Raw genomic sequence first — 26,430 nt, forward strand, 5'->3', positions numbered from 1 at the left:
GGCCATGGAAGCCGCAACCGCCGCACCGGTGATCGTGGCCGACGGGCTCGCGCGCTCGTTCGGCGGGGTCGACGTGGTGCGCGACGCGTCGCTCGCGGTGCACGCCGGCGAGATCACGGCCCTCGTCGGGCCGAACGGCAGCGGCAAGACGACCCTGCTGCTCATGCTGGCGACGCTGCTCGCGCCCGACCGCGGCACGGTGCGCATCGCCGGTCACGATGCCGCGAGCGACCCCGCCTCGGCACGTGCTGCGCTCGGATGGATGCCCGACGCGCTCGGCTCGTGGCCGACGCTGACCGTGCGCGAGACGCTCGTCGCCGTCTGCGGCATGTACGGCATCCGCGGCGCGGCGGCCGAGGGTCGCGTCGCCGAGCTGCTCGCCCTCGCAGACCTCGACGGTCTCGCCGCGCAGCAGACCCGCACGCTATCGCGCGGCCAGAAGCAGCGCCTGAGTCTCGCCCGCGCGGTCGCGCACGGCCCTCGCGCGCTGCTGCTCGACGAGCCGGCCGCGGGCCTCGACCCGGCGGCGCGCCTTGCGCAGCGCGACCTCCTGCGCCGTCTCGCCTCCGAGGGCACCGCGATCCTCGTCACGAGCCACGTGCTCGACGAGCTCGACGAGCTGGCCTCGAACGTCGTCTTCCTGCACGACGGCAGCACCTCGCCGACCGCGGTCGTCGAGGCGGCGCTGCGCCCGGGCCGCAGCTGGCGCATCCGGGCGCTCGACGCCGGCGCGCTGCACGCCGCGCTCGCGCAGCTCGGCGTGACCGCGGAGACCCGGCAGACGCTCGCGGGCACGAGCCTCACCGTCGAGCTCGCCGACGAACCGGCCGCGGCCGAGCTGCTGAGCCGATTGGTCACGCTCGGAGTGCCCGTGATCGGCTTCGGGCCCGCCTCGAGCGCGATCGAACAGGCGTTCGTGCACCTCTCGGCGGAGGAGGCATGATGAGCGGCCGGGGAGAGAGCCGGCCGGTCATGACCGGCCGTGCCCCGGACCGCCTCGCCGTGAGCCGCCCGGGCTTCTGGCGCGGCCTCCGGCTCATCGCCGCGCTCGAGCTGCGGCAGCGCATGCGGTCGCGCGCCCTACTCGTGCTCGCGATCGTCTGGTTCGTCATCATCGGCGCCGTCACCCTGCTCGCCTGGGCGACGCTCTCGGCGATGCTCGGGGCCGCCGGAGCCGAGACCGACGGGTACCCGCTGTTCTCCCTCATCGTCGCCTTCGTGCTGCTCTTCGGCACCCTCGTCGCCCCCGCCATCTCGGCAGGTTCGATCGGCGCCGAGCGCGGCCAGGCGACGCTCGCCACCACCCAGGTCACGCTGATCGGCCTCTGGCAGATCCTGCTCGGCAAGGCCCTCGCGGCCTGGATCACCGGCATCGCTTTCCTCGTCATCGCGGCGCCGTTCGTCGTGTTCAGTCTGCTGCTCAGCGGCACCGGCGCCGCCCAGCTGTGCTTGGCGCTCGTGGCGCTCGCCCTGCAGATCGGCGTCTTCACCGCGATCGGGGTCGGCCTGTCGGCGATGATCCGCTCGCAGGTGTTCGCCATCGTCATGGCCTACCTCATGGTGGCGCTGCTCTCGGTCGGTACCCTCATCGGCTTCGCCCTCGCGAGCGGCGTGACGACGAGCTACCACGAGGTCGAGAACCGCGCATTCACATCGGAGTACTACGCCGCCACCGCGGAGTGCACCGACGAGGCGTGCTGGCAGGCGGTGCCCGAGGAGTGCGAGACCCGCATCGACCGGGTGCCCTACGTGCCCACCGACCGGCTGTGGTGGATTCTGGCGCTCAACCCCTACGTCGTCGTCGCCGATATGGTGCCGCCGCAACTCGACCGGTACCGCACTCCCAACGACCTCTTCGGCGGCATCGCCTACACGGTGCGCTCGTTGCAGCAGGCCCCGGCCGCGCCGACCGGGTGGAACGACTGCGCGCCCGAGAACCGGGTGCCGCTCGAAGTCGACCCCACCGACGAGGTCTTCGAGAGCACCGTGCCCGTGTGGTGGATCGGCTTCGGCCTGCAGCTGCTGCTCGTCGCAGGAGCCCTCTGGGGCGGCTATCGCCGGCTCGACACCCCGGCGAAGCGGCTGCCGCGCGGCTCGCGCATCGCCTGAGCGATGCTGCAGAACGGACCCGCTACGCGAGCGACCAGTCGATCGGCGGCGACCCCTGCGCCGCGAGGGCCGCGTTTGCGCGGCTGAACGGCCGCGACCCGAAGAACCCGCGCGATGCCGACAGCGGCGACGGGTGGGGGCTCTCGATGCACGGGACGTCGCCGAGCACGGGCGCGAGCGCGCGGGCATCGTTGCCCCACAGGATCGCGACGAGCGGGCCGCCGCGCGAGGCGAGCGCCCGGATCGCTGCAGCGGTGACGGTCTCCCAGCCCTTGCGCCGGTGCGAGGCGATCTGCCCGGCGCGCACGGTCAGCACGCGGTTCAACAGCATGACACCGCGATCGGCCCAGGCCGTGAGATCGCCGTGGTCGGCGGGCGCGATGCCGAGATCGTCGTGCAGCTCGCGGTAGATGTTGCGCAGGCTGCGCGGGATCGGCCGCACCTCCGGCTGCACGGCGAACGCGAGCCCGATCGAGTGGCCGGGGGTCGGGTACGGATCCTGCCCCACGATGAGCACCCGCACATCGGCGAGCGGCCGCTCGAATGCGGCGAGGATGCGCCGCTCGGCGGGCAGAACCTGCTCCCCCGCAGCGCGCTCGGCATCCAGAAACGCCTCGAGCTCGGCGAGAGTGCCGCGCACCGGCGCGAGAACCTCGGCCCAGTCGGCTGCGATGCCGCTCCCGAGGGCCCCGCCCGCCGTCATCGCCATGCGTCGCGTCTCAGATCTTCGGCACCAGCGGGCCGCGGTGCGTATGGAACACGCTCGACTGCGCGACCGGGCGCAGCACGATGAGATCCTGATTGATGTGCGGCGCCTGCTCGAATGCGCCGACGAGCACGCTCGCCACGTCCTCCGCGGTCAGCGGCGTGACATCGGCGTACGGCTTCGCGGCCGCGGCCGCGTCGCCGCGCAGACGCTTCAGCGTGAACTCCTCGGTGTGCACGAGCCCGGGTGCGAGCTCCATCACGCGGATCGGCTCGCCCGCGAGCTCGAGGCGCATGACCTCGGTGACGGCGTGCGCCGCATACTTCGCCGCGTTGTAGCCCGCACCGCCCGGGTAGGCGTTGAGCCCGGCGGTCGAGGTGAGATTCAGGATCGAAGCCCACCCCGTCTGGCGTGCGCCCTCGCGCAGCACCGGCAGCATGGCGGCCGTGACCGCGCGCAGCCCGAGCACGTTCACCTCGAACATGCGCCGCCAGTCCTCGTTCGACGAGTGCTCGACCGATTCGGTGCCGATCGCACCGCCCGCGTTGTTGACCAGGCCGGTCGCGCCGCCGGTGGCCGCGACCTCGCCCGCGAGCCGCGATACCTGCTCCTCGTCGGTCACGTCGCAGACGATCGGGTACGCGCCGGTCTCCTCGGCGAGCTCGCGGAGCCGATCCTCGCGCCGCGCGACCGCGACGGTCTGCCAGCCGAGCTCCGAGAACCTGCGCACCGAGGCCGCGCCGATGCCCGAACTCGCTCCTGTGACGACCACTCGCTGCATCCGAGTCTCCCTTCATCGACGGCTCCGTCTGCCGGCGCCTCCCACCCTATCGCCCGGAGAACATTACACTTCGTGTCGCGGCCCCTTGCCGTTCGCGATCGCTCTGCATACTCTCGTGAGCGTTGCCGTTCCGCACGCGACCCCCCGATTCCACTCACCGAGGAGTTTTCATGACCGACCAGACCGCCTGGGGCTTCGAGACCAAGCAGATCCACTCGGGCCAGGAGCCCGACCCGACGACCGGATCGCGCGCCCTCCCGATCCACCAGACCACGTCGTTCGTCTTCGACAGCACGCAGGTGGCGGCCGACCGCTTCGCACTCGCCGACCTCGGCCCGATCTACACCCGCATCGGCAACCCGACGCAGGATGCCGCCGAGGCGCGCATCGCAGCCCTCGAGGGCGGCACCGCGGCGCTGCTGCTCGCCAGCGGCCAGGCCGCCTCGACCTTCGCCGTGCTCAACATCGCGAACGCCGGCGACCACATCGTGTCGTCGTCGTCGATCTACGGCGGCACCTACAACCTCTTCAAGTACACCCTCGCGAAGCTCGGCATCGAGGTCACGTTCGTTGAGGATCAGGACGACGTCGCGGCCTGGCAGCGCGCCGTGCGCCCGAACACGAAGCTCTTCTTCGCCGAGAGCCTCACCAACCCCCGCTCGAGCGTGCTCGACATCCGCGCGGTCGCCGACGTCGCGCACGAGAACGGCCTGCCGCTCATCATCGACAACACCGTCGCGAGCCCCTACTTGATCCAGCCCCTCAAGCACGGCGCCGACATCGTGCTGCACTCGGCCACGAAGTTCCTCGGCGGCCACGGCAATACCATCGGCGGCGTCATCGTCGACGGCGGCAAGTTCGCGTGGTCGCAGAACGTCGAGAAGTTCCCGGGTCTCACCGAGCCCGACCCCTCGTACAACGGCGTCAGCTACACCGAGGCCGTCGGCGACGGCATCGCCTACATCATCAAGGCGCGCGTGCAGCTGCTGCGCGACCTCGGCTCGGCGATCGCGCCGCTCAGCGTCTGGCTGCTGCTGCAGGGCATCGAGACCCTGTCGCTGCGCATGGAGCGCCACGTGCAGAACGCGCAGGAGATCGCGGAGTGGCTCGACGCCCACGACGACGTCGCGGCCGTCTACTACTCGGGCCTGCCCACCTCGCCGTGGTACGCGGCCGCCAACGCCTACGCTCCGAAGGGCGTCGGCGCGGTGCTGTCGTTCGAGCTGAAGGGCGGCGTCGACGCCGGCAAGGCGTTCGTGAACCACCTCGAGCTGTTCAGCCACGTCGCGAACATCGGCGATGTGCGCTCGCTCGTCATCCACCCGGCCTCGACGACGCACTCGCAGCTCACCCCCGAGCAGCAGCTCACGGCCGGCGTCACTCCGGGCCTCGTGCGCCTCTCGGTCGGCCTCGAGCACATCGACGACATCAAGAGCGACCTCGAGCTCGGCTTCGCCGCCGCACGCGAGGTCGTCGCGTCCGCCCGCGCCTAGTTCTCGGTCATTAGGCTCCGGCTCCGGCTCCGGCTCCGGCTCCGGCTCCGGCTCCGGCTCCGGCTCACGATATGTGATCGGCCGCATCTATGTTCTCCCGTCGCGAGGCGGACATATATGCGGCCTTTCGCATGCGTCGGGGCGGGCCCGGGCCGGGCGATCCCTGGAGAAACCGCCGCTCGCGCCGCCGGCCGTCGTAACATTGCCGCGACGCCCCGGCATCGCGGGCAGAATAGGGAGCTATGGACTGGCAGACGCCCGAGGATTCGTTTCCGACCGACTTCATCACCGACGCGCAGCTGCGGGCGCTCATGGGCCGCCCCCCGATCTCGGGCGGCTGGCGCGACGGCGACCCGGTCGGCGACCGCGGATTCGTGCCGGTCGGCGCGCTCACGACCGAATCCGGCGATGAGCTGCCCCACGTGCGCATCGCCTACGAGACCTTCGGCGAGCTCAACGAGGCCCGCGACAACGCCGTACTGGTGTTCCACGCGCTCACCGGCGACAGCCACATCGCGGGGCCCGCGACCGCAGGCCACCCGACCGACGGCTGGTGGTCCGAGATCGTCGGCCCCGGGCTCGTGCTCGACACCTCTCGATTCTGCATCGTCGTGCCGAACGTGCTCGGCGGCTGCCAGGGGTCGACGGGCCCGGGTTCGCTCGACCCGACGGGCCGCGAATGGGGCGGCCGATTCCCGTACCTGACCATCAGGGATCAGGTCGCGGCGACCGCCCGCTTCGCCGACGCGCTCGGCATCGACCGTTTCCACACCGTCATCGGCGGCTCGATGGGCGGCATGCACGCCCTCGAATGGGGCATCGCCCACCGCGACCGCGTAGAGCGCCTGGCCGTCATCGCCGCTCCCCCGGTGACGACCGCCGACCAGATCGGCCTGAACCTCGTGCAGCTCGAAGCCATCCGTTCGGACCCCAATTACCACGGCGGCGACTACTACGACGCGCCCGACGGCAAGGGCCCCCACCACGGGCTCGCGACCGCGCGCCGCCTCGCGCTGCTGAACTACCGCTCGAACACCGAGCTCGATGAGCGCTTCGGCCGCTCCTGGCAGTCGGCGGTGAGCCCGCTCGGCGCGGGCGGCCGTTTCGCCGTCGAATCGTACCTCGACTTCCACGGCAACAAGTTCACGCGCCGCTTCGACGCGAACAGCTACCTCACGCTCGTGCAGGCGATGAATTCGCACGATGTCGGCCGCGGGCGGGGCGGCGTCGCGGAGGCGCTCGCGGCGCTCGACATGCCGCTGCTCGTGCTCGGCATCCCGAGCGACCGCCTCTTCACGCTCGAGGGGCAGGACGAGATCGCGCGGCACGCGCCGGGCAGTCTCGACGGCGATCTCGCGACCCGCATCGACTCGCCGTTCGGCCACGACTCCTTCCTCATCGAGTTCGAGATGGTCGGCGCGCAGCTCGCCCGACTGCTCGCGGAGTGACGCCGAAGCGTTCTCCCGACGTTCTCACAAGAGCTTCACACATTCCGGTCGTAGGCTCGGCCCAGTACTGTTCAGATCCGCCCTCGGGTCAGATTCGACTGGAGCCCCTTTGCACGTGATTCGAGCCCCGCGCACGGTCACGGCTGCGGCGATCGCAACAGTGCTGCTGCCGCTCGCTCTGAGCGGGTGCTCCGCGGCCGTCGCGGCGCCTTCCGAGCACCTCGCCGAACTGCGAGCGGCTCGCGATTCGAACCTGCTGGCGCTGCCGACGGAGCAGGTGTACGAGCTCTCGGAGTTCACGATCACCGCGCCGAGCGCCCTCGCCTCGCTGAGCGATGCGGCGCAGTCGGGCTTCCGCTACTCGGGTGCGATCGTGCTGAGCGACGACATCATCACCGACGCCGAGTTCGACTTCGGGGTGACCGGCCTGCAGAGCGCGAGCTTCGTGCTCACCGAGCCGACGACGCTGCGCCGGGCCGAGAACGAGACCGGGCCGGCCTACGCCGTCGGCGAGCTGACCATCGGCGATCACCCGCCCATTCCGACGATGGTGAAATTCACGCCGACGACGCTGGAGATCGACGAGCTCGTGTTCGACATCGACTTCGACCTGCCGAGCGAACTGCCGTTCGAGCAGAGCGCCGCGACCGTGCAAGATCTCACGGCGCGCATCGCACTCACCGCCGCGCCCTGACGGCGACGGGACGCGGCGGGCACGACGCACCGCACCCGCCGCGCTCTGAGCAGGCCCCGTACCGCCTACTCGTAGCGGCGGCGGCGCGTCGCGTCGTGCACCTCGCCGACGAGCTCCTCGATGATGTCCTCGAGGAAGACGACGCCGAGCTCGCGCCCATCGCTGTCGCAGATGCGCGCGAGGTGGATGCCGCCGCGCTGCAGGCTGCTCAGCACGTCCTCGAGGTCGGCGCCCCCCGGGAAGGTGACCATCGTGCGGATGCGCTTCGCCGGGATCGGCTGGGCGATGCGATCCTCGCCGAGGCGCACCAGATCCTTGATGTGCACGTAGCCCTCGAGCTCGCCGCCGGGGCCCGCGATCGGGTACCGCGAGAAGCCGTGCCGGGCGACGGCCGCTTCCACGTCCTCGGGCGTCGCGCCCTCGGGCAGCACGACCAGCCGATCCGAGGTCACGAGCAGGTCCGACGCGTGCTTCGTCGTGAACTCGAACGCGGCGGAGAGCGCCCCGCTGCGGTCTTCGAGCACGCCCTCGCGCGTCGAATGGCTCACGATGCTCGCGACCTCCTCGAGCGTGTAGGTGCTCGTGGTCTCCGACTTCGGCTCGACGCCGAACAGGCGCAGCGCGCCGTTCGCGACGGCGTTGAGCGACGCGATCACGTGCCGCAGCAGTCGCGAGATCGCCACGAGCGGGGGCGCGAGCAGCAGCACGGCCCGGTCGGGCACCGAGAACGCCGCGTTCTTCGGCACCATCTCGCCGAAGACGACGTGCAGGTACGACACGATGACCAGCGTGATCACGAACGCCGTGACCGATACCGCCTGCGTCGAGAGCCCCGTCCACTCGAGCGGCCCCGCGAGCAGGTGGTGGATGGCGGGCTCGGACACGTTCAGGATCAGGAGCGAGCACACCGTGATGCCGAGCTGGCTGGTCGCGAGCATAAGCGTCGCGTGCTCCATCGCGAAGAGCGCGGTCTTCGCGCTCTTCGAACCGGCCTCGGCGCGCGGTTCGATCTGCGACCGACGGGCCGAGATGACCGCGAACTCCGCCGCGACGAAGAAGGCGTTCGCGACGAGCAGCACCACGAGCCAGAAGATTCCCATCCAGTCGCTCATGCCGCGCCTCCGTTCGTCGCACCCGCGCCGCCGGCATCGCCGCCCGCGTCGCCCTGCGTCTCGGGCAGCGCGGGGGCCGTGAACCTCACGCGCGAGATGCGGCGGCCCTCGAGCCGCGTCACGGTCAGGGTGCCGCCGCCCTCGAGGTCGACCGAGTCGCCGACCTCGGGCATGCGGCCGAGCTCGAGCAGCACGTAGCCCGCGATCGTGTCGTAATCGTCGTTCTCGGGGATGTCGATGCCCGTCTGCTCTTTCACCTCGTCGGGGCGCAGATTCGCCGGGAAGGTCATCTCGGTGGCGGTGCCGATCACCCCGGCCGAGGCGCGGTCGTGCTCGTCCGCGACCTCGCCGACGATCTCCTCAACCAGATCCTCGAGCGTCACGATGCCCGCCGTGCCGCCGTACTCGTCGACGACGAGAGCGAACTGAAAGCCGCTGCCGCGCAGCTCTTCGAGCAGCTGATCGAGGCGCATCGTGTCGGGCACCCGGAGGACCTCCTCGGCGAGCGCCGCGACCGGCACCTCGGCCCGCTTCGCCCGCGGCACGGCGACGGCCTGCTTCACGTGCACGATGCCGACGACGTCGTCGCGGTCGTCGTCGATGACGGCGAAGCGCGAGAACCCGCTGCGACCCGAGAGTTCGAGCACGGCCTGCGCGGAGTCGAGCCGGTGCAGGCTCTCGATCTTCAGACGGGGGGTCATCACGTCGCCGGCGGTGAGCTCGGCGAACCGCAGCGTGCGATCGAGCAGCGTCGCCGTGTCGGCCTCGAGCAAGCCGGCGCTCGCCGAATGGCGCACGAGCGACGAGAGCTCCTCGGCCGAGCGCGCACCCGACAGCTCCTCCTTCGGTTCGATGCCGATCGAACGCAGGATGCCGTTGGCGCTGCCGTTCAGCGCCAGCACCGGCAGCTTGAACACGGCCGTGAACGCGGCCTGCGCCGGCATCACGAACTTCGCGGTGGCCAGGGGCCGCGAGATCGCGAAGTTCTTCGGGACGAGCTCACCCGCGATCATCGAGAGGATCGTGGCGACGATGACCGCGACCGGGGCGCTGATCGTACGGCGCAGCTCTTCGGGCACGCCGAGCGCGCCGAGCGGGGCGTCGAGGAACCCGCTGATCGCGGGTTCGAGCGTGTAGCCCGCGAGCAGCGTCGTCAGCGTGATGCCGAGCTGCGCGCTCGAGAGATGGGTCGACGTGCGCGCGAGACCGCTGATGACGCGGTCGAGTCCGCGCTCGCCGGAGTCGCGGCGGCGTTCGATATCCTGCCGGTCGAGCGCGACGAGCGAGAATTCCGCGGCGACGAAGATGCCGGTGCCCGCGGTGAGCAGAATTCCGATGAGCAGGAGCACCCAGTCGTTCACCGGGTGCACCTCGGAAGGAAGAGGGGCCGCGCGTCAGCGCGGCTGGTACTCGGGGGGTCTGAGGGTCTTCGGGAGTCTGCATCCATAGCCTTCCCCACTTTACCAGCCCGTACGGGCGATGCCCTGAGAAAAGCTCCGAACATCGAAGAGGAAAAGGCGTAGGCTTGTCGGAGGCATTGGGCTATGGAGCCGCCACCCCGGCTGCATCGCCGCCACGCATCGGCACAAACGAGAGGACGTCGCTTTGGCGGAGCGCACGGAGACCCCCGTACAGGGCGGTTCCGCAGAAGATTTTGGTGCAAACGCTTGGCTTGTCGAGGAGATGTGGAAGCAATTCCAAGTCGACAAGAACTCGGTGGATCAGGCATGGTGGCCGGTCCTCGAGCAGTACGGCGCTGCACAGCAGGCACCCGCGGCCCCGGCAGCCCCGGCTCCGGCGCCGCCCGCGGCCCCCGCTGCAGCGGCTCCCGCCGCTCAGGCAGCGGCTGCACCGGCCCGCACCACCAACGTCGCGCCGCGCACGGCCCCGATCCCTGCGGATGCCCCGCGGGCGAAGGCAGACGCCGGCACCTCGGATGACGAGGCGGTCGATCAGGTGACGCCGCTGCGCGGCATGCCGCGCACGCTCGCCAAGAACATGGACCAGAGCCTCACCGTGCCGACCGCGACCAGCGTGCGCACGGTGCCGGCGAAGCTGCTCATCGACAACCGCATCGTCATCAACAACCACCTCCGCCGCAGCCGCGGCGGCAAAGTGTCGTTCACGCACCTCATCGGCTGGGCGCTCATCCAGACGCTGAAGGAGTTCCCGAGCCAGAACGTGTCGTACGCGGAGGTCGACGGCAAGCCGTCGATCGTCGTGCCCGCGCACGTCGGCCTCGGCATCGCGATCGATCTCCCGAAGCCCGACGGCAGCCGCTCGCTGCTCGTGCCCGCCATCAAGCGCGCCGAGACTCTCGATTTCAACGAGTTCCTGAGCGCCTACGAAGACCTCGTGAAGCGAGCCCGCGGCGGCAAGCTCGAGGCCGGCGACTTCGCCGGTGCGACGATCTCGCTCACGAACCCGGGCGGCATCGGCACGGTGCATTCGGTGCCGCGCCTCATGAAGGGCCAGGGGTCGATCATCGGCGTCGGCGCGCTCGAGTACCCCGCCGAGTTCCAGGGCGCCTCCGAGGACGTGCTCGTCAACCTCGGCATCTCGAAGACGATCACGCTCACCAGCACCTACGACCACCGCGTCATCCAGGGCGCCGGTTCGGGCGAGTTCCTGAAGAAGGTGCATGAGCGCCTCATCGGCGGCCACGACTTCTTCGAGGACATCTTCGCCGCCCTGCGCATCCCCTACAAGCCGGTGCAGTGGGCCTCCGACATCCACGTCGACGTGTCGGGCGCGGTCGACAAGACCGCGCGGGTGCAGGAGCTCATCAACTCGTTCCGCGTGCGCGGCCACCTCATGGCCGACACCGACCCGCTCGAGTACGTGCAGCGCACTCACCCCGACCTCGAGATCGAGAGCCACGGCCTCACCTTCTGGGACCTCGACCGCGAGTTCGTCACCGGCGGCATCGGCGGCAAGCGCACGATGAAGCTGCGCGACATCCTCGGCGTGCTGCGCGACTCGTACTGCCGCAAGATCGGCATCGAGTACATGCACATCCAGGATCCGGAGCAGCGCCTGTGGCTGCGCGAGCAGCTCGAAGTGCCGTACGCGAAGCCGAACCACGACGAGCAGATGCGCATCCTCGAGAAGCTCAACGAGGCCGAGGCCTTCGAGACCTTCCTGCAGACCAAGTACGTCGGCCAGAAGCGCTTCAGCCTCGAAGGCGGCGAGTCGGTCATCCCGCTTCTCGACGCGATGCTCATCGATGCGGCAGAGGACGGCGTCGACAGCGTCGACGTGGGCATGGCCCACCGCGGCCGCCTCAACGTGCTCTCGAACATCGCCGGCAAGACCTACGGCCAGATCTTCCGCGAGTTCGAGGGGGCGCAGACCCAGAGCCGCGGCTCCGGCGATGTGAAGTACCACCTCGGCACCTCCGGCGTGTTCACCGCGCCGAACGGCACCAAGGTCCCGATCCACCTCGCCGCCAACCCCTCGCACCTCGAGACCGTCGACGGCGTGCTCGAGGGCATCGTGCGCGCGAAGCAGGACCTGAAGCCGATCGGCTCGTTCACGACGCTGCCCGTGCTCATCCACGGCGACGCCGCGATGGCCGGTCAGGGCGTCGTGTACGAGACGCTGCAGATGTCGCAGCTGCGCGGCTACCGCACCGGCGGCACCATCCACATCATCATCAACAACCAGGTCGGCTTCACGACCCTGCCGCGCGATTCGCGCTCGGCGGTGTACTCCTCCGACATCGGCAAGGTCGTGCAGACCCCGATCTTCCACGTGAACGGCGACGACCCCGAGTCGGTCGTGCGGGTGGCGCGCCTCGCGTACGAGTTCCGCCAGCGATTCCACGTCGACGTCATCATCGACCTCGTCTGCTACCGCCGACGCGGCCACAACGAGGGCGACGACGCATCGATGACGCAGCCGCTCATGTTCGACCTGATCGAGGCGAAGCGCTCGACCCGCCGTCTGTACACGAGTGCCCTCGTCGGCCGCGGCGATCTCACCGAGGAGCAGTACGAGCGGGCGAAGGAGGACTTCCAGAGCCGCCTCGAGCGCGCTTTCATGGAGACGCACGCCGCGCAGACCGGTTCGATCCCCGTGATCGACCAGAGCGGCATCTCCGCCGGCGCCCCCGCCGAGTCGAACGCGGCCTCGACCGAGGTCATCCCGACCGGTGTCGACCGGGCGATGATCGAACGCATCGGCGATGCGCACCAGAACAAGCCCGAGGGCTTCACGGTGCACCGCAAGCTCGACCAGCTGCTCAAGAAGCGCACCGAGATGAGCCGGTCGGGCTCGATCGACTGGGGCTTCGGCGAGCTGCTCGCCCTCGGTTCGCTGCTCATGGAGGGCACGGCCGTGCGCTTCGCCGGCCAGGATGCGCGCCGCGGCACCTTCGCCCAGCGCCACGCCGTCTTCCACGACCGTCTGAACGGCCAGGAATGGATTCCGCTCCTGAATCTCTCGGAGGATCAGTCGAGGTTCTGGATCTACGATTCGCTGCTCGCCGAGTACGCGGCACTCGCCTTCGAGTACGGCTACTCGCTGCAGCGCGAGGACGCACTCGTCGTGTGGGAGGCGCAGTTCGGCGATTTCGCGAACACCGCGCAGGCCGTCATCGACGAGTACATCGCGGGCGCCGAGCAGAAGTGGGGCCAGCAGTCCTCCGTCGTGATGCTGCTGCCGCACGGCTACGAGGGACAGGGCCCGGACCACTCGTCGGCCCGCATCGAGCGCTTCCTGCAGCTGTGCGCCGAGGACAACATGGTCGTCGCCGAGCCGACCACGCCGGCCAACTATTTCCATCTGCTGCGCCGCCAGGCGTACGCCCGCCCCCGCAAGCCGCTCATCGTCTTCACCCCGAAGTCGATGCTGCGCCTGCGCGGCGCGACGTCGGACGTCGAGGACTTCACCGAGGGCCACTTCCGCCCCGTGATCGACGACCCGACCATTGCGGACGCGTCGACGATCGAACGGGTCGTGCTCGTCTCGGGCAAGCTCTACTACGACCTCGCGACGGCGCTCGAGCGGGGCCCGGACCCGCGCATCGCGCTCGTGCGCATCGAGCAGTACTACCCGATGCCGACCGCCGAGCTCGGTCGCGTGCTTGCCCGCTACCCCGACGCCGAACTGGTGTGGGCGCAGGACGAGCCCGAGAACCAGGGCGCATGGCCGTTCATCTCGCTCATGCTCGCGAAGCACCTCGCGAACGACCGCATCCGAGTCGTGTCGCGCGCCGCATCCGCCGCCCCCTCGACGGGCTCCGCCAAGGTGCACGCGGTCGAGCAGGAGCGGATCGTCGCGGAGACCTTGCGCTTCGAGGCCTAGACGCCACCCACCCGGCTGAGCCTGTTCCCGCGATCGGATCGCGGGAACAGGCTCAGCCGCTTTCGATAGAGAACGCGAGCGGTGCAGCGCACCGCCGGAAGGATCCCGAGCATGACCGATCAGCGAGAGCACATCGCCCTCTCCCCCGAACTCGAGGCGGTGGTCTCCCGGGCCGCAGCGGCCGCCCCGGTGCTGGCCGGCACCGCACCCGAGCAGCGCGCCCGGGCGCTCGTCGCCATCGCCGACGCGCTCGAGGCCGCGAAGCCCTGCCTCGTCGAGATCGCGGCCCGCGAGACCGGGCTCACCGAGGCACGGCTCACGGGCGAGGTGACGCGCACGGCGGTGCAGCTGCGGCTGTTCGCCGACGAGGCGGTCGACGGCGACTACGCCGGCGCGCGCATCGACCCGGCCGATGCCGACTTCGTGCTCGGGGCGCGCCCCGACATCCGCCGCGCGCACTTCCCGCTCGGCCCGGTCATCAACTTCTCGGCCTCGAACTTCCCGTTCGCGTTCTCGGTGATGGGCGGCGACTCGGCCTCGATCATCGCGGCGGGCTGCCCGCTCATCGTGAAGGCCCACGAGGGCCACCCGGAGCTCTCGGACGCCACGGCCGAGATCGCGACGGCGGCCATCGCTTCGGCCGGCCTTCCCGCGGGCGCATTCCAGCTCATCCACGGGCGCGAGGCGGGCGTCGCCGTGCTCCGCGACCCGCGCATCGCGGCGGGCGCGTTCACGGGATCCATCCCCGGCGGCCGCGCCCTCGCCGACATCGCGGCGTCGCGCCCCGCGCCGATCCCGTTCTTCGGCGAGCTCGGCAGCATGAATCCGGTCTTCATCACCGCGGCCGCGCTCGCGGAGCGCGCGGAGGGGATCGCGGCGGGCTACCTCACGAGCGTCTCCGGCTCCGCCGGCCAGCTCTGCACGAAGCCCGGCATCGTGTTCGTGCCGGAGGGGTCGGGCTTCACGGAGGCGGTGGCCGCGGCCGCGGCCGCGGCCGACGGTCTCGCCGAGCACCGGCTGCTCGGGCCGCGCATCGCCGCGGCCTTCGCCGCCAGGCGGGACGCGGTGCTCGCCGCCCCCGGCGTGCGAGCGGTCGTACCGGGGGCGCTGCGCTTCGACGCCGACGAGCAGGGGTGGGCCGCTGCGACGATCGCCTCCGTGCCGCTCGCGGAGCTGCGCGCCTCGGCCGACGCGCTCGTGGAGGAGGCCTTCGGGCCGCTGTCGATCATCGTCGAGGTGCCCGAGGGCACCGATCTCGCCGCCCTCGTACCCGAACTGTTCGAGGGCAACCTGTCGGGCACCGTGCACCTCGGAGGCGAGGAGGCCGCGGGTGCGAGCGAGAACGTCGCCGAGCTGCAGGCGCTCGTGGCGGCGCTCGGACGCCAGTCGGGTCGGGTGCTCTTCGACGGCTGGCCCACCGGCGTGGCAGTGACGCCGGCGCAGCAGCACGGCGGCCCGTGGCCCGCGACAACGAACGACGCGAACACCTCGGTCGGCACTTCGGCGATCACCCGCTTCCTGCGCCCGGTCGCCTTCCAGAACGCGCCCGCCGCGTTCCTGCCCGACGTGCTGCGCGACGACAACCCGCGCGGCGTCGCGCAGACGGTCTCCCCCGCGGGCGCCTCGCGCTCCTGGGGCAGCCGCTGGGCGCTCCCGGCGACCGCGTAGCGCGGGCGGACGGCACCCGGGCGATGATGGCGGTGCGACGATGACGCGACGAGACGGCACGCTGCGCCCGACCATCGGCGTCGCGCTGATGTTCGCGAGCAACGGCGCGCTCTTCGCGTCGCTGCTCCCCTGGTACCCGCTGCTCGTCGAGCGGCTCGCACTCGATACGGCGGCCTTCGGCCTGGTCGTCTCGGCGTTCGTCGCCGGCGCGATCGTCTCGTCGGCGCTGCCCGCCCCGCTCGTCGGGCGCTTCGGCCCCATTCCGGTCTCGATCGGCTCGACGCTGCTGCTCGCGGCCGGCCTCGCCGCGGCCGGGTTCGCGGGCGCCCCCTGGATGCTCGCGGCCTGCCTCGGCGCGATCGGCTTCTGCGACGCGATCGCCGACGTCGCCCAGAACGATGCCGCTATCACCGTGCAGCGCAGGCGCGGACGGCAGATCATCTCGTCGATGCACGCCATGTGGAGCCTCGGCTGCGTCGCCGGCGGAGCCCTCGCCACAGCGGCGGCCGCGGCCGGACTCGGCATCGGCGCCTACCTCATCGTCGCGGGCGGCACGGGGGCGGCGCTCGTGATCACCGGCGGGGCCATGACCCTACGCTTCACCGGGAGGGCCCGCGTGCGCGAAGCGGGCGGCGGCGCAACGGGCGCCGAGCAGCCGTCCCCGAGCCGGCGCCGCATCATGGTCGCCATCGCCCCGCTCGTCTGCATCGGCCTCTTCGCGACCGTGGTGGAGGACATCGCGAACAACTGGGCCGCGCTCTCGGCCGTCGCGGTGGGCGGAAGCCCGCCCGCCGTCTCGGGCATCGCATACACTCTCATGATCGGCAGCCAGTGCCTCGGCCGCTTCACCGGCGACCCGCTCATCGATCGCTACGGCCGGGCACGGGTCGCGCGCTTCGGCGGCATCCTCATCGCCGCGGGCGGGCTCGCCGTGGTCGGTGCCGAGGGCCGCCCCGTGCTGCTGTTCACCGGCCTCGCGCTCGCGGGCTTCGGCTCGGCGACGCTCATCCCGAGCGCGTTCAGCGCCGCCGCCGAGGTGCCGGGGCTCAGGCAGGGCACAGCGCTCACGCTCATCGGCTGGCTGATGCGCGTCGGCGCCGTCGTGGCGAGCCCCGCGATCGGCCTGTTCGCCGGTGCCGCCTCACTGCGCTGGGCGCTCGGACTGCTCGTGATCGTCGGCGTCGCTGTGGCGCTGCTCGCGCGATCCCTGGACGAGCACCGCTACAGAGCCTGACCCGTCATCGCCCACACCGACACCGTCACCTCGTCGGAGTCGTTGTGCAGGCGGTGCGGCAACGTGCTCAGATATCTGATGCTGTCGCCCGGGCGGAGCACGTGCTCCTCGCCCGCGAGCGACACGGTGAGGATGCCCGAGAGCACGAGACCGCACTCCTCGCCGGTGTGCTGCACCTGGTGCCGGTTGTGCGTGCCCGGCTCGAGATGGATCATGAGCATCTCGACGCCGCCGTGATGGCTGGGCGTCAAGAACTCGTAGCGCGAGCGCGAGTCGGGGAAGTTCATCACGCGCCGTTCATCGGCGCGCACGATCTGGAACTCCTCGGCGTCGTCGACGACGAGCATCGACAGCGGGACTTCGAGGCCCTTGCAGATCTTGTAGAGGGTGGTGAGGGTGGGGTCGGCCTTGCCGCGCTCGATCTGGCTGATCATGCTCAGGCTCACGCCCGATCGCTCGGCGAGATCCTTCAGCGTCAGATCCTGCTTCTGGCGCAGCTCGCGCAGCCTCGTGCCGTCAAACATCGGCCGACCCCAGTGACACCATGCCTACATCATGCCAGCAAATGTGACCCCTACCGCGGTGCCGAGGTAGTTGCCGATGAGGTAGCCGACGGTGCCGACGACGAGGATCGGGCCGACGAGGTTCTTCCACCCCTTCGCGATGGCCATGGCCGCGGCGGTCGTGGGGCCGCCGATGTTCGCGTTCGAGGCAAGCAGGATCTGCTCGAGATCGAACTTGAACAGCTTGCCGAGGCCGAGCGAGAGCGCGAGGTTGCATGCGACGATGATGAACACGAAGACGAGCAGCAGCGGCGCGTTCTGCACGATCAGCGGGATCGAGGCGGGGATGCCGATCACCATGAAGAAGAGGTAGATGAGGAAGGTGCCGATCTCCTGGCTGCCCGCGATCGACTTGAAGTAGCCGGGGAAGAGCAGCATGGCGACGAAGGTGAGCGTCGTCAGCACGAGGTACTTGTCGCCGAAGATGCCGGTGAGCAGGTTGAGCCAGACGTTGTCGCCGTCGCCCGTCGGGATGATGCCCGCGAAGAACTCGGCGAGCTTCGTCGAGACGGCGAGCAGGAAGATCGCGGTGCCGATCGAGAGCGCGATGTCCTTGAGCGAGATCTCCTTGCGCCCCCAGTACTCGGCCGCGACAGTCTCGGTGCCGTCGTCACCGGCCGCGGCGGCGTCGCGCTCGACCGCATCCTGGTGCGGGGTCTGGTAGCGCTTGCGGAAGAACGACATGGCCGGGATCGCCATGAGCACGACGAAGAAGAGCGCCATCATGAGATTGTCGGCGACGATCGTGGCCGAGACCATCTCGCCGGGGGTCTCGAACTTGCCGGCCATCGCGGCGAAGTTGACTCCGCCGCCCGTGTACGACGCGGTCATCATGGCCGCGATCTTGTCGAGGTACGGGATGTGCTCGCGCAGCAGGAAGAAGCTCAGGATCGCGCCGGCGACGGTGCCGACCGTCGAGATCAGGAAGATGAGCAGGAGCCTGCGGCTCTCGCGCCACATCTGCCGCAGGTCCACGTGGAAGAGCAGCAGCGGGATGGCGAGCGGCAGGATGAATCCCCAGACCGCGTCGTAGACCGAGGATTCGGTCGGGATCACGTTCAGGTTCGACAGCGCGAGCGCGCCGATGAGGGCGATGATGGCGCCGGAGATGCGGCTGGCCCACTTGTATCGCTGCTCGAGCACGATACTGATGGTGGCCCAGACGATGATGATCGACCACAGTGTGAGCGTGTCATCGGGTTGGATCAGTGTGTCTGTCATGGGAGGTGGTACCTACTTCCTTGTAGCGGGTGCGGTTCGGGTGAGCCACTGCGTGGCGTTGACATGGGCGATCTGGGCGATCTCGATTTCGGAGAAGCCGCGTGCCGACATGCGCTCGATCAGAGCGGGGATGTCGCGGTGGCTCTCGAGCCCCCGGGTGCGGCCGCCCATGAAGGAGCCGCCGTGCTCGGTCGGCAGGAAATCGAGGAAATCGAAGCCGAAGCCGACGTGGCGCACGCCGATGAGGCTGCAGATGTGCACGGCGTGGTCGATGAACGCGTCGAGGTTCGGGTCCTCCTCGTCCACGAACGCGTAGTAGGCGTTCAGGCCGATGAGCCCGTCGCGTTCGGCGAGCGCCTGGAGCTGCTCGTCGCGCAGGTTGCGCTCGTGCGGGCAGCGGGCGAATGCGTTCGAGTGCGAGGCCATGATCGGGGCCTCGGTCGCCTCGAGCATCCCCCAGAACGAGTTCACGTCGAGGTGCGAGACGTCGAGCGCCCAGCCGCGCTGCTGCATGGAGCGCACGACCCGGCGGCCGGCGGCGCTGAGTCCCGGCTCCGGGCTCGGATGCGCGGCCCCCGTGCCCGAGGCGAGTGCGTTGTTGTCGTTCCAGACGAGCATCGCATGGCGGATGCCGTTCTCGTGCAGCTGCTGCATCTGCTCGTCGACGGACTGCTCGCTGTCGAGCACGGCGTCGGTCTCGAAGAAGTTCATCCCCTCGAGGCCGAGCACGATGTTGATGCGCCCCTCGGGCGCGTCCGCGAGCTGCGCCGGTTCGGCGACGATGTTCGCGTGCTCGCTGCGGGCGAGGTCTGCGAGCACCCGCGACCGCAGATCCCTGAAGCGCGGGCTCGCCTGCCGCAGGTGGCGCTCCTCGACCCAGAACACGCAGATCACGGTGTCGACGCCGCCGGCGCGCAGTGCGGGATAATGGAGGCGGTCGAATACCTGTCGTTCGCCCTGGGACACCCGCCAGGCGATGTCGGTGAAGACATCCGAATGCAGGTCTACGATCTTCATAACACTCCGTCGTGCCGTCGCTGCGGCGCCCCGCGGCGCGCTGCTCCAGTCAAGTTTCAATAAACATCAAATAATTTCAACATACTAAAACTAGCACAGCGGATGCCCGGTTCCGACCCGCGCGCCTCCGGCGTGCCCCGTCTATGCTGAGCAGCATGAAGATTCTCCTGCGCACGACCGCCCTCGCCGCAGCGGTGCTCATCGGACTCTCGGCATGCGCGTCGCCCTCGGGCGAACTGATCGGCACGTGGGGCGACCCGGATGCGCAGGCGACGCCGTCGCTGGAGTTCAGCGGCACGGAGGGCTCCGGCGACTACTCCGGTACCGACGGGTGCAACTCGGTCGGCGGGTCGTTCACCGTCGAGGACGGCAGCATCGACCTCGGACTCATGCGGTCGACGCTCATGTTCTGCGAGGGCGTCGACACGTGGCTCGTGCAGGCGCGCACGGCGGAGCTGTCGGGCGATACCCTGACCCTGTTCGACGAGAGCGGCGCCGAGATCGGCGCGCTCGAGCGTCACGCGGGCTGAACGAGCCCCCAGGCGCGCGCGGCCGCACCCAGCAGAGCCGAGCGCTTGCCGCACGTCGCCGTGATCAGCGGCGCGCCGCCGGCCCGGTGCACGGCACGGGATTCATAGCGCGCTCGCGCCGCATCCATCACGGGAGTCTCAGCGGACCCGAGACCGCCGCCCACGATGATCGCGCCCGGATCGAGCAGCTCGAGCGCATCGGCGAATGCATCGCCCAGCGCCTCGCCCGCAGTGCGCAGCACCTCGGCGGCGACATGATCACCGCTGTTCGCTCGGCGCACGAGCTCGGGCCCGGGCAGGCGCTCGCCGGTCTCCGCTTCGTAGCGTACCGTCAGTGCCGTCCCCGACGCGAACGATTCGAGATTGGCCCCCGATCCGATCACCCGTTCGCCGAGTGCGATCGCCTGGCCGCGCGCACCGGCCCAGGGCCGCCCGTCGATCACGAGCGTCGACGACAATCCCGTGCCGAGGGAGACATAGAGGAACGAGCCGAGGCCTCGCCCCGCGCCGAAGCGCAGCTCCCCCAATGCTCCCAGTCTCACGTCGGAGTCGAGCACCGCCGGCACCACGCCGGCGCTCGGGCTCGAGAACGCCTGTGTCGCGCGTCGCAGCAGTGACTCAGCGGGCTGGCGCTGCCAGGTCAGCACCTCCGAGGTGCTGACCGTGCCGTCGGCGGCGACGTACTCCGGAGCCCCGGCCGCCACGGCGACCGGATGCACGCCCGCTGATGCAGCGAATTCGCAGCCGAACGCGAATGCACGATCGAACTCGTCCGGGCTGCCCGGTTCAACGGCAGCTTCGGGCGCCGCCCCGGGACGTGTCGCCTGCTCGGATTCCAGGAGGACCGAGCCCGCACGATCGACGAGGCCGACGAGCGTCTTGGTGCCCCCGATATCGATGGCGAGAACAGTCCCGTTCATGCGCCGACCGATCTGAACAGGGTCGCGTGGAACTCGTACGCGTCGGGACGGTAGACCACTCGGCCGAGAAGCCTCGGCACGCCATCGATCGCTCCCGCGGTCTCCTCGCCCACGAGCACCGGGGACCCGGAGTCGATGCCGAGTCTTCCGGCGTCCTCTGCGGCCGCGCCTTCTGCGCGTACCGCGTAGTCGCTGCGCACGATCACGACTTCGCTGCGTGCTTCGAGAACCGCATACAGGGAGGCATCGACGAAGTCATCGCGCGTCGCACTCGGCATCAGCGCCACCGGCATCACGGTGTAGTCGACGCAGGCGGGGTTCTCGTTGAGCGTGCGCAGACGTACGAGATCGAAGACCTCGTCACCGGGGGCGAGGCGGAGTCTGCGCGCTTCCTCGAGCGTCGCGGCTCGGCGTGCGAAGTCGATCACTTCGGCGCCGGCGCGGAGCCCACGCTGTTCGGCCATCTCGGTGAACGAGAGCAGATCGACCTTCTCCTCCATATGCGGGGCGGTGACGAACCAGCCCCGCCAGGGCGATGCCTCGAGCTGCTGCTCGTCGGCGAGTACGCCGAGCGCGTCTCGGAGCACGGCTCGGCTCACTCCGACAGCGACTGCGAGCTCGCGCTCGCCCGGCAGTTTGCTCCCCGGCGGGTAGACGCCCGAGTCGATCAGCTCCATGATGCGACGGCGAGCGCCGGAGGCCGCCCTCCCGAGCTCCCTCGCGCTGCTCGTCGCTTTCGTCATCAGGCGCGATCTCCGGCAGCTGCGGCGTCGCTGTGCAGCACGGCGCCATCGATCAGGCGATACACCGTCGCAGGCCAGCTCGGGTCGTACCCCTCGCCGTCGGCCAGCTTGCCGAAGGCGGACTGCTTGTCGGCCCCGACGAGTACGAGGGCACCCGCCTTCGAGAGCTCGGCGATCGTCGCGATACCGACCGTGACCCCGTGCGTCGGCACTGCATCGATCGAGGGGAAGTCGGGGAAGGTCGCGAGGTTGTCGCGACGAGTCTGCTCGGCGAGCTCGACGATACGGGAGCGGGAGTCGACCGGCGACTCCGGTGGATTGAATGCGACGTGACCGTCGCCGGCGCCGCTCGCGATGATGAAGAAGTCGATACCGCCGGCGTCGCGGATCCGGCCGTCGTATGCGGACGGGTCGGCCGGATTCGGGAACCAGACGTTCGCATCGGGAACCCGGTGCTCTTCGGGCACCGCACGGTTCAGTACGGCCTGGATGTCCTCCCGAGCGAAGCGACGGCACGAGTTGTGCGCGTCGGCCGGGATGTGATCCCAGCCGCCATCGACTTCCTGCAGGTAGTCGTCCATCATCACGATGACGAGCGAACCGAGATCGAGACCGCGGGTAGCGGCCTCATCGGCGAGCGCCGCATACGTCGTCTGCGGCGAGCGCCCACCCGGGCAGCCGAGCAGGAAGCGCCCACCTGCCGCGATCTTCTCGCTCATACGATCAGCGATATCGGCGGCTACTGCGCTGCCCAGTGTTTCGGCGTCCGGGTGGACGACGATCGGATTGTGCGGGTTCGACATCGCGTCGCTTCCTCTCAATTATTCTTTGACTGCACCGGCGGCGATTCCATTGATGAATCGTCGCTGGAAGATGACGTAGAAGATCAGGATGGGCAATGCCACGAGCACGGCCGCGGCTGCGGTCACGCCCGGGTCGAAATTGCGCGTACTGCCGGCGAAGAACGAGAGCGCGAGCGGCGCGGTCTGCACGTCCGGGTTCTGCGGCACGAGCACGAGCGCCATGAGGAACTCGTTCCAGGTGTAGAGGAACAGCAGCGTGCCGAGGGTGGCGATGCCCGACCCGGAGATCGGCACGTACACGCGCCAGAGCGCGCCCCAGTGCGTATTGCCGTCGACGCGGGCTGCCTCGTTCAAAGACTTCGGGATGTTGCTGTAGGTCGTGCGCATCCAGAGCACTCCGAGCGAAACCGAAGTCGCGATCTGAGGCAGGATCAGGGCCCAATAGGTATTGAGCAGCCCCATGCCGTCGAGCAGGTAGTAGAGCGGGACGATGATGCCCTCGTACGGCACGATGAGCCCGACGAGCAGCACCGCCATGATGAGCGACTTGCCGGGGAAGCGCAGCACGACGAACGCGTAGCCCGCGAGCATCGAGACGATGAGCGCACCGACGACCACACCGACGGCTACGACGAGCGAAGACCAGAGCGCGGAGCCGAACCCGCCGCGGGTCCAGGCCTCGATGAAGTTCTCGAATGTGAAGGCGGGAGGAATCACCTGCCCGGGACGACGCGCGTCCGCGGGCGTCACCGACAGCATCAGGATCGAGAAGAACGGATAGAACGCGAGGATGGCACCGACGATCAGTACGATGTAGCCGATGATGCGTTCGTGGCGTGCGACCTTCATCGGTTCCCCCGATCGTCAGGGCGGGTGAGATACATGACGAGGCCGACCACGGCGAAGATGAGCAGCATCAGGATGATGGCGATGGCCGAGGCGCGGCCGACGTGGTGCGCAGTGAACGCCTCGCGATAGATGAAGTACGACGGCACGGTCGTCGAGTTGCCGGGGCCGCCCGCCGTCGTGTTCCAGACGATATCGAAGTTGCGCAGCGCTGCGGTGATGAGCAGCACGAGAGCGACCTGTATTTCGCCGCGGAGCCCCGGGAGAGTCACGGTGAAGAACTCGCGTACGGGACCGGCCCCGTCGAGGCGCGCCGCCTCGTAGAGCTCGCCGGGGATACCCTGCAGGCCGCTCACGAAGAGCACGAAGGCGAGGCCGAACATCGCCCAGGTGCCGATGATGCCCACAGACGGCAGCGCGGTGCCGAAATCTCCGAGCCAGCTGCGCGTCAGCGCGTCGAGGCCGACCGCGCGCAGTGCCGAGTTCAACGGGCCGGTCTCGGCGAAGATCCAGCGCCACGCGATGGCGATGACGACGGTGGAGAGGATGTACGGCATGAAGAGCACGGCGCGGAAGAACGCGAGGCCCTTCACGCGGAAGCGCGACACGATGCCGACGATGAGCAGCGCCAACGCGATGGGCAGCAGCGCGTAGAAGACGACGAACACGAACGAGTGCGCGATCGCTTCCCAGACCTTCGGGTCGCCGAGCACGTCCGCGAAGTTGCCGAAACCGACCCAGGTGCTCGGGCCGATGCCGTCCCAATCGAAGAACGCGATCCACGCGGATTCGATCGTCGGCCGCAGCAGGAACCAGGCGTAGAAGACCAAGGCCGGGAGGAGGTAGAGATAGGCGTCCCAGTCGTACCGGCGCAGGAGAGAGCGCCGGTTCCGGGTTCTGGCTGTTGTATGCATGTCCGTTGCCATCCATCGTCGATGGCGCACCCGGTTCGAAGAGTCGGGTGCGCCATCATCCGATTACTTGTCGTGGAAGGCGCTCCAGTCGTCCTGGACGCGCGCAGCGAGATCCTCCGGCGCAGTCTTGCCCGCCATGGCCTCCTGCAGTCCGCCGGTGAAGGTGTCGAACATGGTGTCGGTCGCCCAGTCGTACCAGAAGAGGGGGCCCGCGCCCTGGAGCTGGTCGCTCGATGCCGCGAGGAGGTCGGGGAACGTCGTCGCGGGATCGCCCGCCTCGACGGAGTAGATCGGCACGCGCTGCACGTCGACGAGCATCGAGGACGTCTCTTCGGAGTTCAGCATGCCGACGAAGGCGACCGCTGCGAGCTCCGCTTCGGAGGCCGAACCGACATGCCACGGCATACCGAAGGACCCTGCCGTCGCATAGTCGCCGTCCGTGAGGCCCGCGGAGAAGTCGAACTTCGCGCTGTCCGAGATGGTGCCCGCGTACCAGTTGCCGTGGACGAAGAATACGCCGTCGCCGCCCGCGAACGCCGTCGCGGCATCATCGGGACTCATGCCGTCGTAGCCCTCGGTCAGGTATCCGGCCTGCGCCCATGAGGTGAACTTCTCGATCGCGGCGATATTGCTGTCGACCGCGAAGTCCGATCCCTCGGTACCTGAGATCCATGCGCGGGTGTCCTCGGCGGGCGTCAGCGCGCCCTGCACGAGCGAGAGCGCCTGCATCGCCGACGCCTTATCCGAATTGCCGAGCGTGAGCGGTACTTCGCCGGCGGCCTTCGCCGTCTCGAGTGCGGCCTCGAACTCGTCGAGCGTGGTCGGTACCTCGAGCCCGAGCGCCGCGAGCTTCTCCGTATTGCTGAAGAGGCCCACCATCTGGTTGTCGGGCGACATGCCGTAGACGGTGCCCGAACCGAACGTCTTGCCGTCTTCCGACCATTCGAGCTGGGTGATCGCATCGCCCGCGGCCTCGCGGTAGCCGTAGGCATCGGCGACGTCGTCGAGCGGCCGGATGAGACCCGCTTTCACGAGCGCGCCGTCGGTGGCCCAGCCTTGATTGCCCTGCGTCACATCGGGCGCGTCGTCCGAGTTCATGGCGTTGAGCACGGTCGCCGTGAGGTCGTTGTAGCTCTTGAACTGGATCTGCACGTCCACGTTCGGGAACTGCTCCTCGTAGAGGGGCACGAACTGGTCCATGAGATCCTGCTCGCCCTGATCCGCCCAGACGTCGAGGGTGACGTCGCCGAGCTCGGCGACCTGCTCGGCCGTGACCGGGGCATCGATCGGAGTGAACTCCGCGGCCTGCTTCGCGCTCCCTCCGGGAGCGCCGCAGGCGGAGAGCCCGAGCACCAGGCCGACGCCCAGCGCGACAGGGGCGAGGCGCGTCATTCGACGTTGAGTTGACATCGCTAGTGGTCCTTTCAGTTTGCGGCCGAGACGGCGAGGTGCCGTTGCAGCCATTCGAGGTTCGTTCGTTGATCCGCCACGACACGGCGGTAGGTGTCAGCGGTCAACGGTTCGCGATCCTGCTCGACGACCACCCAGCCGTCGTATCCGGAATCGCGCAGCGCGCCCGCGAAAGCCGCGAGGTTCGATTCGCCCTCCCCCAGCCGCGTGCACGCGCGGGGGAACCATTCCTCGAAATCGGCGCCGTTCGCGCGCGCCTCCTCGAGCACGCCGGGGAGCACGTCCTTGATATGCACATGGTTGATGCGGTCGCGCCAGCGTCGGAAGAGCGCGACGCCGTCGCCGCCGGCCAGCACCACATGCCCGATGTCGTACGTGAGCGGGATATCGGTGTCGTTCAGGAAGCGTTCGATCTCGTCGGGCAGCTCGACGAAGGTCCCGACATGGGGATGGTACGAGACCTCGAGTCCGCGGGCGCGGGCTCGGTCGGCGGCGCCCTGCACGGTCTCGACGAGCTGCTTCCAGTCCTCTGCGCCGAGCATGCGCGACGGGTCCTTGCGCGGCTGCGCGATGATCTCCGCATCGCCCTCGTCCGCGAGAATGACGAGCGCTCCGGGGTTCACCGCCTCGATCTCGTCGAGAGTGATCTCCATGCGCTCGAGATCTCGATCGAGTACGGGCCCGGGCTGCTGCGTGTTCAGCGGGACGTAGGCCCCCACGGCATCGATACCAGCGGCATCGAACGATGCGACCATCCGGTCGATCGAACCGAAGAAGCCGGGAGGGCCGAGCTCGGACCCCGCGTAGCCGGTCTCCGCCATGGTGGCGAGCAGCTCCTCGGTGGTCGTCGCTCCCTCGACCGTCAGGTCGCCGAAGACGCCGTACGAGATGGGGGCGTTCGCGAAGCGCAT

Annotated in this window: 23 protein-coding genes; 9 read left to right on the forward strand and 14 right to left on the reverse strand. The window is 69.4% G+C overall.

Translation table 11 applies throughout. The annotated features are described in order from the left end of the window. Positions 1–4 precede the first annotated feature (4 nt). Together ACUYTF_RS00755 and ACUYTF_RS00760 are read left to right on the forward strand one after the other, a co-directional pair. Positions 5–943 (forward strand): ATP-binding cassette domain-containing protein, encoded by a 939-nt coding sequence (locus ACUYTF_RS00755; RefSeq protein WP_434141506.1) that lies wholly within the window; start codon positions 5–7, stop codon positions 941–943. After that, complete coding sequence (locus ACUYTF_RS00760) at positions 943–2,109, forward strand: ABC transporter permease subunit (protein ID WP_434141504.1); 1,167 nt, start codon at positions 943–945, stop codon at positions 2,107–2,109. Before ACUYTF_RS00755 ends, ACUYTF_RS00760 begins: the two co-directional genes overlap by 1 nt. Before the next feature lie 22 nt (positions 2,110–2,131). On the opposite strand, the gene ACUYTF_RS00765 is transcribed toward ACUYTF_RS00760, so the two are convergent. Further along, positions 2,132–2,818, reverse strand: a complete 687-nt coding sequence (locus tag ACUYTF_RS00765; RefSeq protein WP_434141502.1) for a uracil-DNA glycosylase — start codon at positions 2,816–2,818, stop codon at positions 2,132–2,134. 10 nt (positions 2,819–2,828) lie between these two features. After that, positions 2,829–3,596, reverse strand: a complete 768-nt coding sequence (locus ACUYTF_RS00770) for an SDR family NAD(P)-dependent oxidoreductase (protein ID WP_434141500.1) — start codon at positions 3,594–3,596, stop codon at positions 2,829–2,831. Between the two features lie 170 nt (positions 3,597–3,766). Here ACUYTF_RS00770 and ACUYTF_RS00775 point away from each other — a divergent pair, with 170 nt between their 5' ends. The 3 genes from ACUYTF_RS00775 (at position 3,767) to ACUYTF_RS00785 (ending at position 7,231) form a co-directional block, all read left to right on the forward strand. Further along, entirely contained in the window at positions 3,767–5,089 is a 1,323-nt protein-coding gene (locus tag ACUYTF_RS00775; RefSeq protein ID WP_434141498.1) for a bifunctional o-acetylhomoserine/o-acetylserine sulfhydrylase, read from the forward strand. A 242-nt stretch (positions 5,090–5,331) separates the two neighbouring features. Then, the gene (metX, locus tag ACUYTF_RS00780) at positions 5,332–6,537 is read left to right on the forward strand and encodes a homoserine O-acetyltransferase MetX (RefSeq protein ID WP_434141496.1); all 1,206 of its coding nucleotides are present in this window, start codon (positions 5,332–5,334) and stop codon (positions 6,535–6,537) included. Between the two features lie 109 nt (positions 6,538–6,646). Next, positions 6,647–7,231 (forward strand): hypothetical protein, encoded by a 585-nt coding sequence (locus tag ACUYTF_RS00785; RefSeq protein ID WP_434141494.1) that lies wholly within the window; start codon positions 6,647–6,649, stop codon positions 7,229–7,231. A gap of 65 nt (positions 7,232–7,296) precedes the next feature. Here the strand turns inward: ACUYTF_RS00785 and ACUYTF_RS00790 are convergent, their stop codons facing one another. Both ACUYTF_RS00790 and ACUYTF_RS00795 read right to left on the reverse strand, forming a co-directional pair. Beyond that, positions 7,297–8,343 carry a CNNM domain-containing protein gene (locus ACUYTF_RS00790; RefSeq protein ID WP_434141491.1) on the reverse strand — a complete coding sequence of 349 codons (1,047 nt, stop codon included), beginning with the start codon at positions 8,341–8,343 and terminating at the stop codon, positions 7,297–7,299. Beyond that, a complete protein-coding gene (locus ACUYTF_RS00795) occupies positions 8,340–9,704 on the reverse strand; it encodes a CNNM domain-containing protein (protein ID WP_434141489.1) in 1,365 nt (454 codons plus the stop codon). Before ACUYTF_RS00795 ends, ACUYTF_RS00790 begins: the two co-directional genes overlap by 4 nt. 322 nt (positions 9,705–10,026) lie before the next feature. On the opposite strand from ACUYTF_RS00795, the gene ACUYTF_RS00800 reads away from it, so the two are divergent. From ACUYTF_RS00800 to ACUYTF_RS00810, 3 genes are all read left to right on the forward strand, one after another. After that, positions 10,027–13,650 (forward strand): multifunctional oxoglutarate decarboxylase/oxoglutarate dehydrogenase thiamine pyrophosphate-binding subunit/dihydrolipoyllysine-residue succinyltransferase subunit, encoded by a 3,624-nt coding sequence (locus tag ACUYTF_RS00800; RefSeq protein ID WP_434141487.1) that lies wholly within the window; start codon positions 10,027–10,029, stop codon positions 13,648–13,650. Positions 13,651–13,761: 111 nt separating this feature from the next. Next, positions 13,762–15,318, forward strand: coding sequence for an aldehyde dehydrogenase family protein (locus ACUYTF_RS00805; RefSeq protein ID WP_434141485.1), 1,557 nt, complete (start codon positions 13,762–13,764; stop codon positions 15,316–15,318). Positions 15,319–15,358: 40 nt separating this feature from the next. Then, a complete protein-coding gene (locus ACUYTF_RS00810; RefSeq protein ID WP_434141483.1) occupies positions 15,359–16,552 on the forward strand; it encodes an MFS transporter in 1,194 nt (397 codons plus the stop codon). Here ACUYTF_RS00810 and ACUYTF_RS00815 read toward each other — a convergent pair. From ACUYTF_RS00815 to ACUYTF_RS00825, 3 genes are read right to left on the reverse strand one after another with little or no spacing between them, the layout of a single operon-like run. Continuing rightward, positions 16,540–17,076 carry a helix-turn-helix domain-containing protein gene (locus ACUYTF_RS00815; RefSeq protein WP_434141481.1) on the reverse strand — a complete coding sequence of 179 codons (537 nt, stop codon included), beginning with the start codon at positions 17,074–17,076 and terminating at the stop codon, positions 16,540–16,542. The two genes, ACUYTF_RS00810 and ACUYTF_RS00815, sit on opposite strands and share 13 nt — an antisense overlap. A gap of 24 nt (positions 17,077–17,100) precedes the next feature. Then, entirely contained in the window at positions 17,101–18,336 is a 1,236-nt protein-coding gene (locus tag ACUYTF_RS00820) for a DUF819 family protein (protein ID WP_434141479.1), read from the reverse strand. A 12-nt stretch (positions 18,337–18,348) separates the two neighbouring features. Further along, positions 18,349–19,353 (reverse strand): membrane dipeptidase, encoded by a 1,005-nt coding sequence (locus tag ACUYTF_RS00825; protein WP_434141477.1) that lies wholly within the window; start codon positions 19,351–19,353, stop codon positions 18,349–18,351. Between the two features lie 155 nt (positions 19,354–19,508). On the opposite strand from ACUYTF_RS00825, the gene ACUYTF_RS00830 reads away from it, so the two are divergent. Then, complete coding sequence (locus tag ACUYTF_RS00830; protein ID WP_434141475.1) at positions 19,509–19,883, forward strand: META domain-containing protein; 375 nt, start codon at positions 19,509–19,511, stop codon at positions 19,881–19,883. Here the strand turns inward: ACUYTF_RS00830 and ACUYTF_RS00835 are convergent. The 7 genes from ACUYTF_RS00835 to ACUYTF_RS00865 all read right to left on the reverse strand — a co-directional run bounded on the left by ACUYTF_RS00835 (position 19,871) and on the right by ACUYTF_RS00865 (position 26,430). Further along, on the reverse strand, positions 19,871–20,803 hold the full coding sequence (locus ACUYTF_RS00835; RefSeq protein ID WP_449279207.1) for an ROK family protein: 933 nt from the start codon (positions 20,801–20,803) through the stop codon (positions 19,871–19,873). The two genes, ACUYTF_RS00830 and ACUYTF_RS00835, sit on opposite strands and share 13 nt — an antisense overlap. Next, positions 20,800–21,546 carry a GntR family transcriptional regulator gene (locus ACUYTF_RS00840; RefSeq protein WP_449279208.1) on the reverse strand — a complete coding sequence of 249 codons (747 nt, stop codon included), beginning with the start codon at positions 21,544–21,546 and terminating at the stop codon, positions 20,800–20,802. Before ACUYTF_RS00840 ends, ACUYTF_RS00835 begins: the two co-directional genes overlap by 4 nt. Further along, positions 21,546–22,349 carry a 6-phosphogluconolactonase gene (locus ACUYTF_RS00845; RefSeq protein WP_449279209.1) on the reverse strand — a complete coding sequence of 268 codons (804 nt, stop codon included), beginning with the start codon at positions 22,347–22,349 and terminating at the stop codon, positions 21,546–21,548. Before ACUYTF_RS00845 ends, ACUYTF_RS00840 begins: the two co-directional genes overlap by 1 nt. An 18-nt stretch (positions 22,350–22,367) precedes the next feature. Beyond that, positions 22,368–23,198 carry an ABC transporter permease subunit gene (locus ACUYTF_RS00850; protein WP_434141467.1) on the reverse strand — a complete coding sequence of 277 codons (831 nt, stop codon included), beginning with the start codon at positions 23,196–23,198 and terminating at the stop codon, positions 22,368–22,370. After that, positions 23,195–24,109, reverse strand: coding sequence for a carbohydrate ABC transporter permease (locus ACUYTF_RS00855; RefSeq protein WP_449279210.1), 915 nt, complete (start codon positions 24,107–24,109; stop codon positions 23,195–23,197). The genes ACUYTF_RS00850 and ACUYTF_RS00855 overlap by 4 nt, the downstream gene beginning before the upstream one ends. A gap of 63 nt (positions 24,110–24,172) precedes the next feature. After that, entirely contained in the window at positions 24,173–25,519 is a 1,347-nt protein-coding gene (locus ACUYTF_RS00860; RefSeq protein WP_449279211.1) for an ABC transporter substrate-binding protein, read from the reverse strand. Between the two features lie 14 nt (positions 25,520–25,533). After that, positions 25,534–26,430: a sugar phosphate isomerase/epimerase family protein gene (locus ACUYTF_RS00865; protein WP_449279581.1), complete on the reverse strand. Its 897-nt coding sequence runs from the start codon at positions 26,428–26,430 to the stop codon at positions 25,534–25,536.

It is taken from the genome of Leucobacter sp. GX0328 (genome assembly GCF_053567315.1).

Coding starts and splice junctions, on each gene's coding strand:
- ACUYTF_RS00760 (WP_434141504.1), top strand. CDS start 943: ATGAGCGGCCGGGGAGAGAGCCGGCCGGTCATGACCGGCCGTGCCCCG.
- ACUYTF_RS00815 (WP_434141481.1), bottom strand. CDS start 17,076: ATGTTTGACGGCACGAGGCTGCGCGAGCTGCGCCAGAAGCAGGATCTG.
- ACUYTF_RS00830 (WP_434141475.1), top strand. CDS start 19,509: ATGAAGATTCTCCTGCGCACGACCGCCCTCGCCGCAGCGGTGCTCATC.
- ACUYTF_RS00775 (WP_434141498.1), top strand. CDS start 3,767: ATGACCGACCAGACCGCCTGGGGCTTCGAGACCAAGCAGATCCACTCG.
- ACUYTF_RS00835 (WP_449279207.1), bottom strand. CDS start 20,803: ATGAACGGGACTGTTCTCGCCATCGATATCGGGGGCACCAAGACGCTC.
- ACUYTF_RS00805 (WP_434141485.1), top strand. CDS start 13,762: ATGACCGATCAGCGAGAGCACATCGCCCTCTCCCCCGAACTCGAGGCG.
- ACUYTF_RS00790 (WP_434141491.1), bottom strand. CDS start 8,343: ATGAGCGACTGGATGGGAATCTTCTGGCTCGTGGTGCTGCTCGTCGCG.
- ACUYTF_RS00810 (WP_434141483.1), top strand. CDS start 15,359: ATGACGCGACGAGACGGCACGCTGCGCCCGACCATCGGCGTCGCGCTG.
- ACUYTF_RS00770 (WP_434141500.1), bottom strand. CDS start 3,596: ATGCAGCGAGTGGTCGTCACAGGAGCGAGTTCGGGCATCGGCGCGGCC.
- ACUYTF_RS00800 (WP_434141487.1), top strand. CDS start 10,027: ATGTGGAAGCAATTCCAAGTCGACAAGAACTCGGTGGATCAGGCATGG.
- metX (WP_434141496.1), top strand. CDS start 5,332: ATGGACTGGCAGACGCCCGAGGATTCGTTTCCGACCGACTTCATCACC.
- ACUYTF_RS00765 (WP_434141502.1), bottom strand. CDS start 2,818: ATGGCGATGACGGCGGGCGGGGCCCTCGGGAGCGGCATCGCAGCCGAC.
- ACUYTF_RS00825 (WP_434141477.1), bottom strand. CDS start 19,353: ATGAAGATCGTAGACCTGCATTCGGATGTCTTCACCGACATCGCCTGG.
- ACUYTF_RS00855 (WP_449279210.1), bottom strand. CDS start 24,109: ATGCATACAACAGCCAGAACCCGGAACCGGCGCTCTCTCCTGCGCCGG.
- ACUYTF_RS00860 (WP_449279211.1), bottom strand. CDS start 25,519: ATGTCAACTCAACGTCGAATGACGCGCCTCGCCCCTGTCGCGCTGGGC.
- ACUYTF_RS00865 (WP_449279581.1), bottom strand. CDS start 26,430: ATGCGCTTCGCGAACGCCCCCATCTCGTACGGCGTCTTCGGCGACCTG.
- ACUYTF_RS00845 (WP_449279209.1), bottom strand. CDS start 22,349: ATGTCGAACCCGCACAATCCGATCGTCGTCCACCCGGACGCCGAAACA.
- ACUYTF_RS00840 (WP_449279208.1), bottom strand. CDS start 21,546: ATGACGAAAGCGACGAGCAGCGCGAGGGAGCTCGGGAGGGCGGCCTCC.
- ACUYTF_RS00755 (WP_434141506.1), top strand. CDS start 5: ATGGAAGCCGCAACCGCCGCACCGGTGATCGTGGCCGACGGGCTCGCG.
- ACUYTF_RS00820 (WP_434141479.1), bottom strand. CDS start 18,336: ATGACAGACACACTGATCCAACCCGATGACACGCTCACACTGTGGTCG.
- ACUYTF_RS00850 (WP_434141467.1), bottom strand. CDS start 23,198: ATGAAGGTCGCACGCCACGAACGCATCATCGGCTACATCGTACTGATC.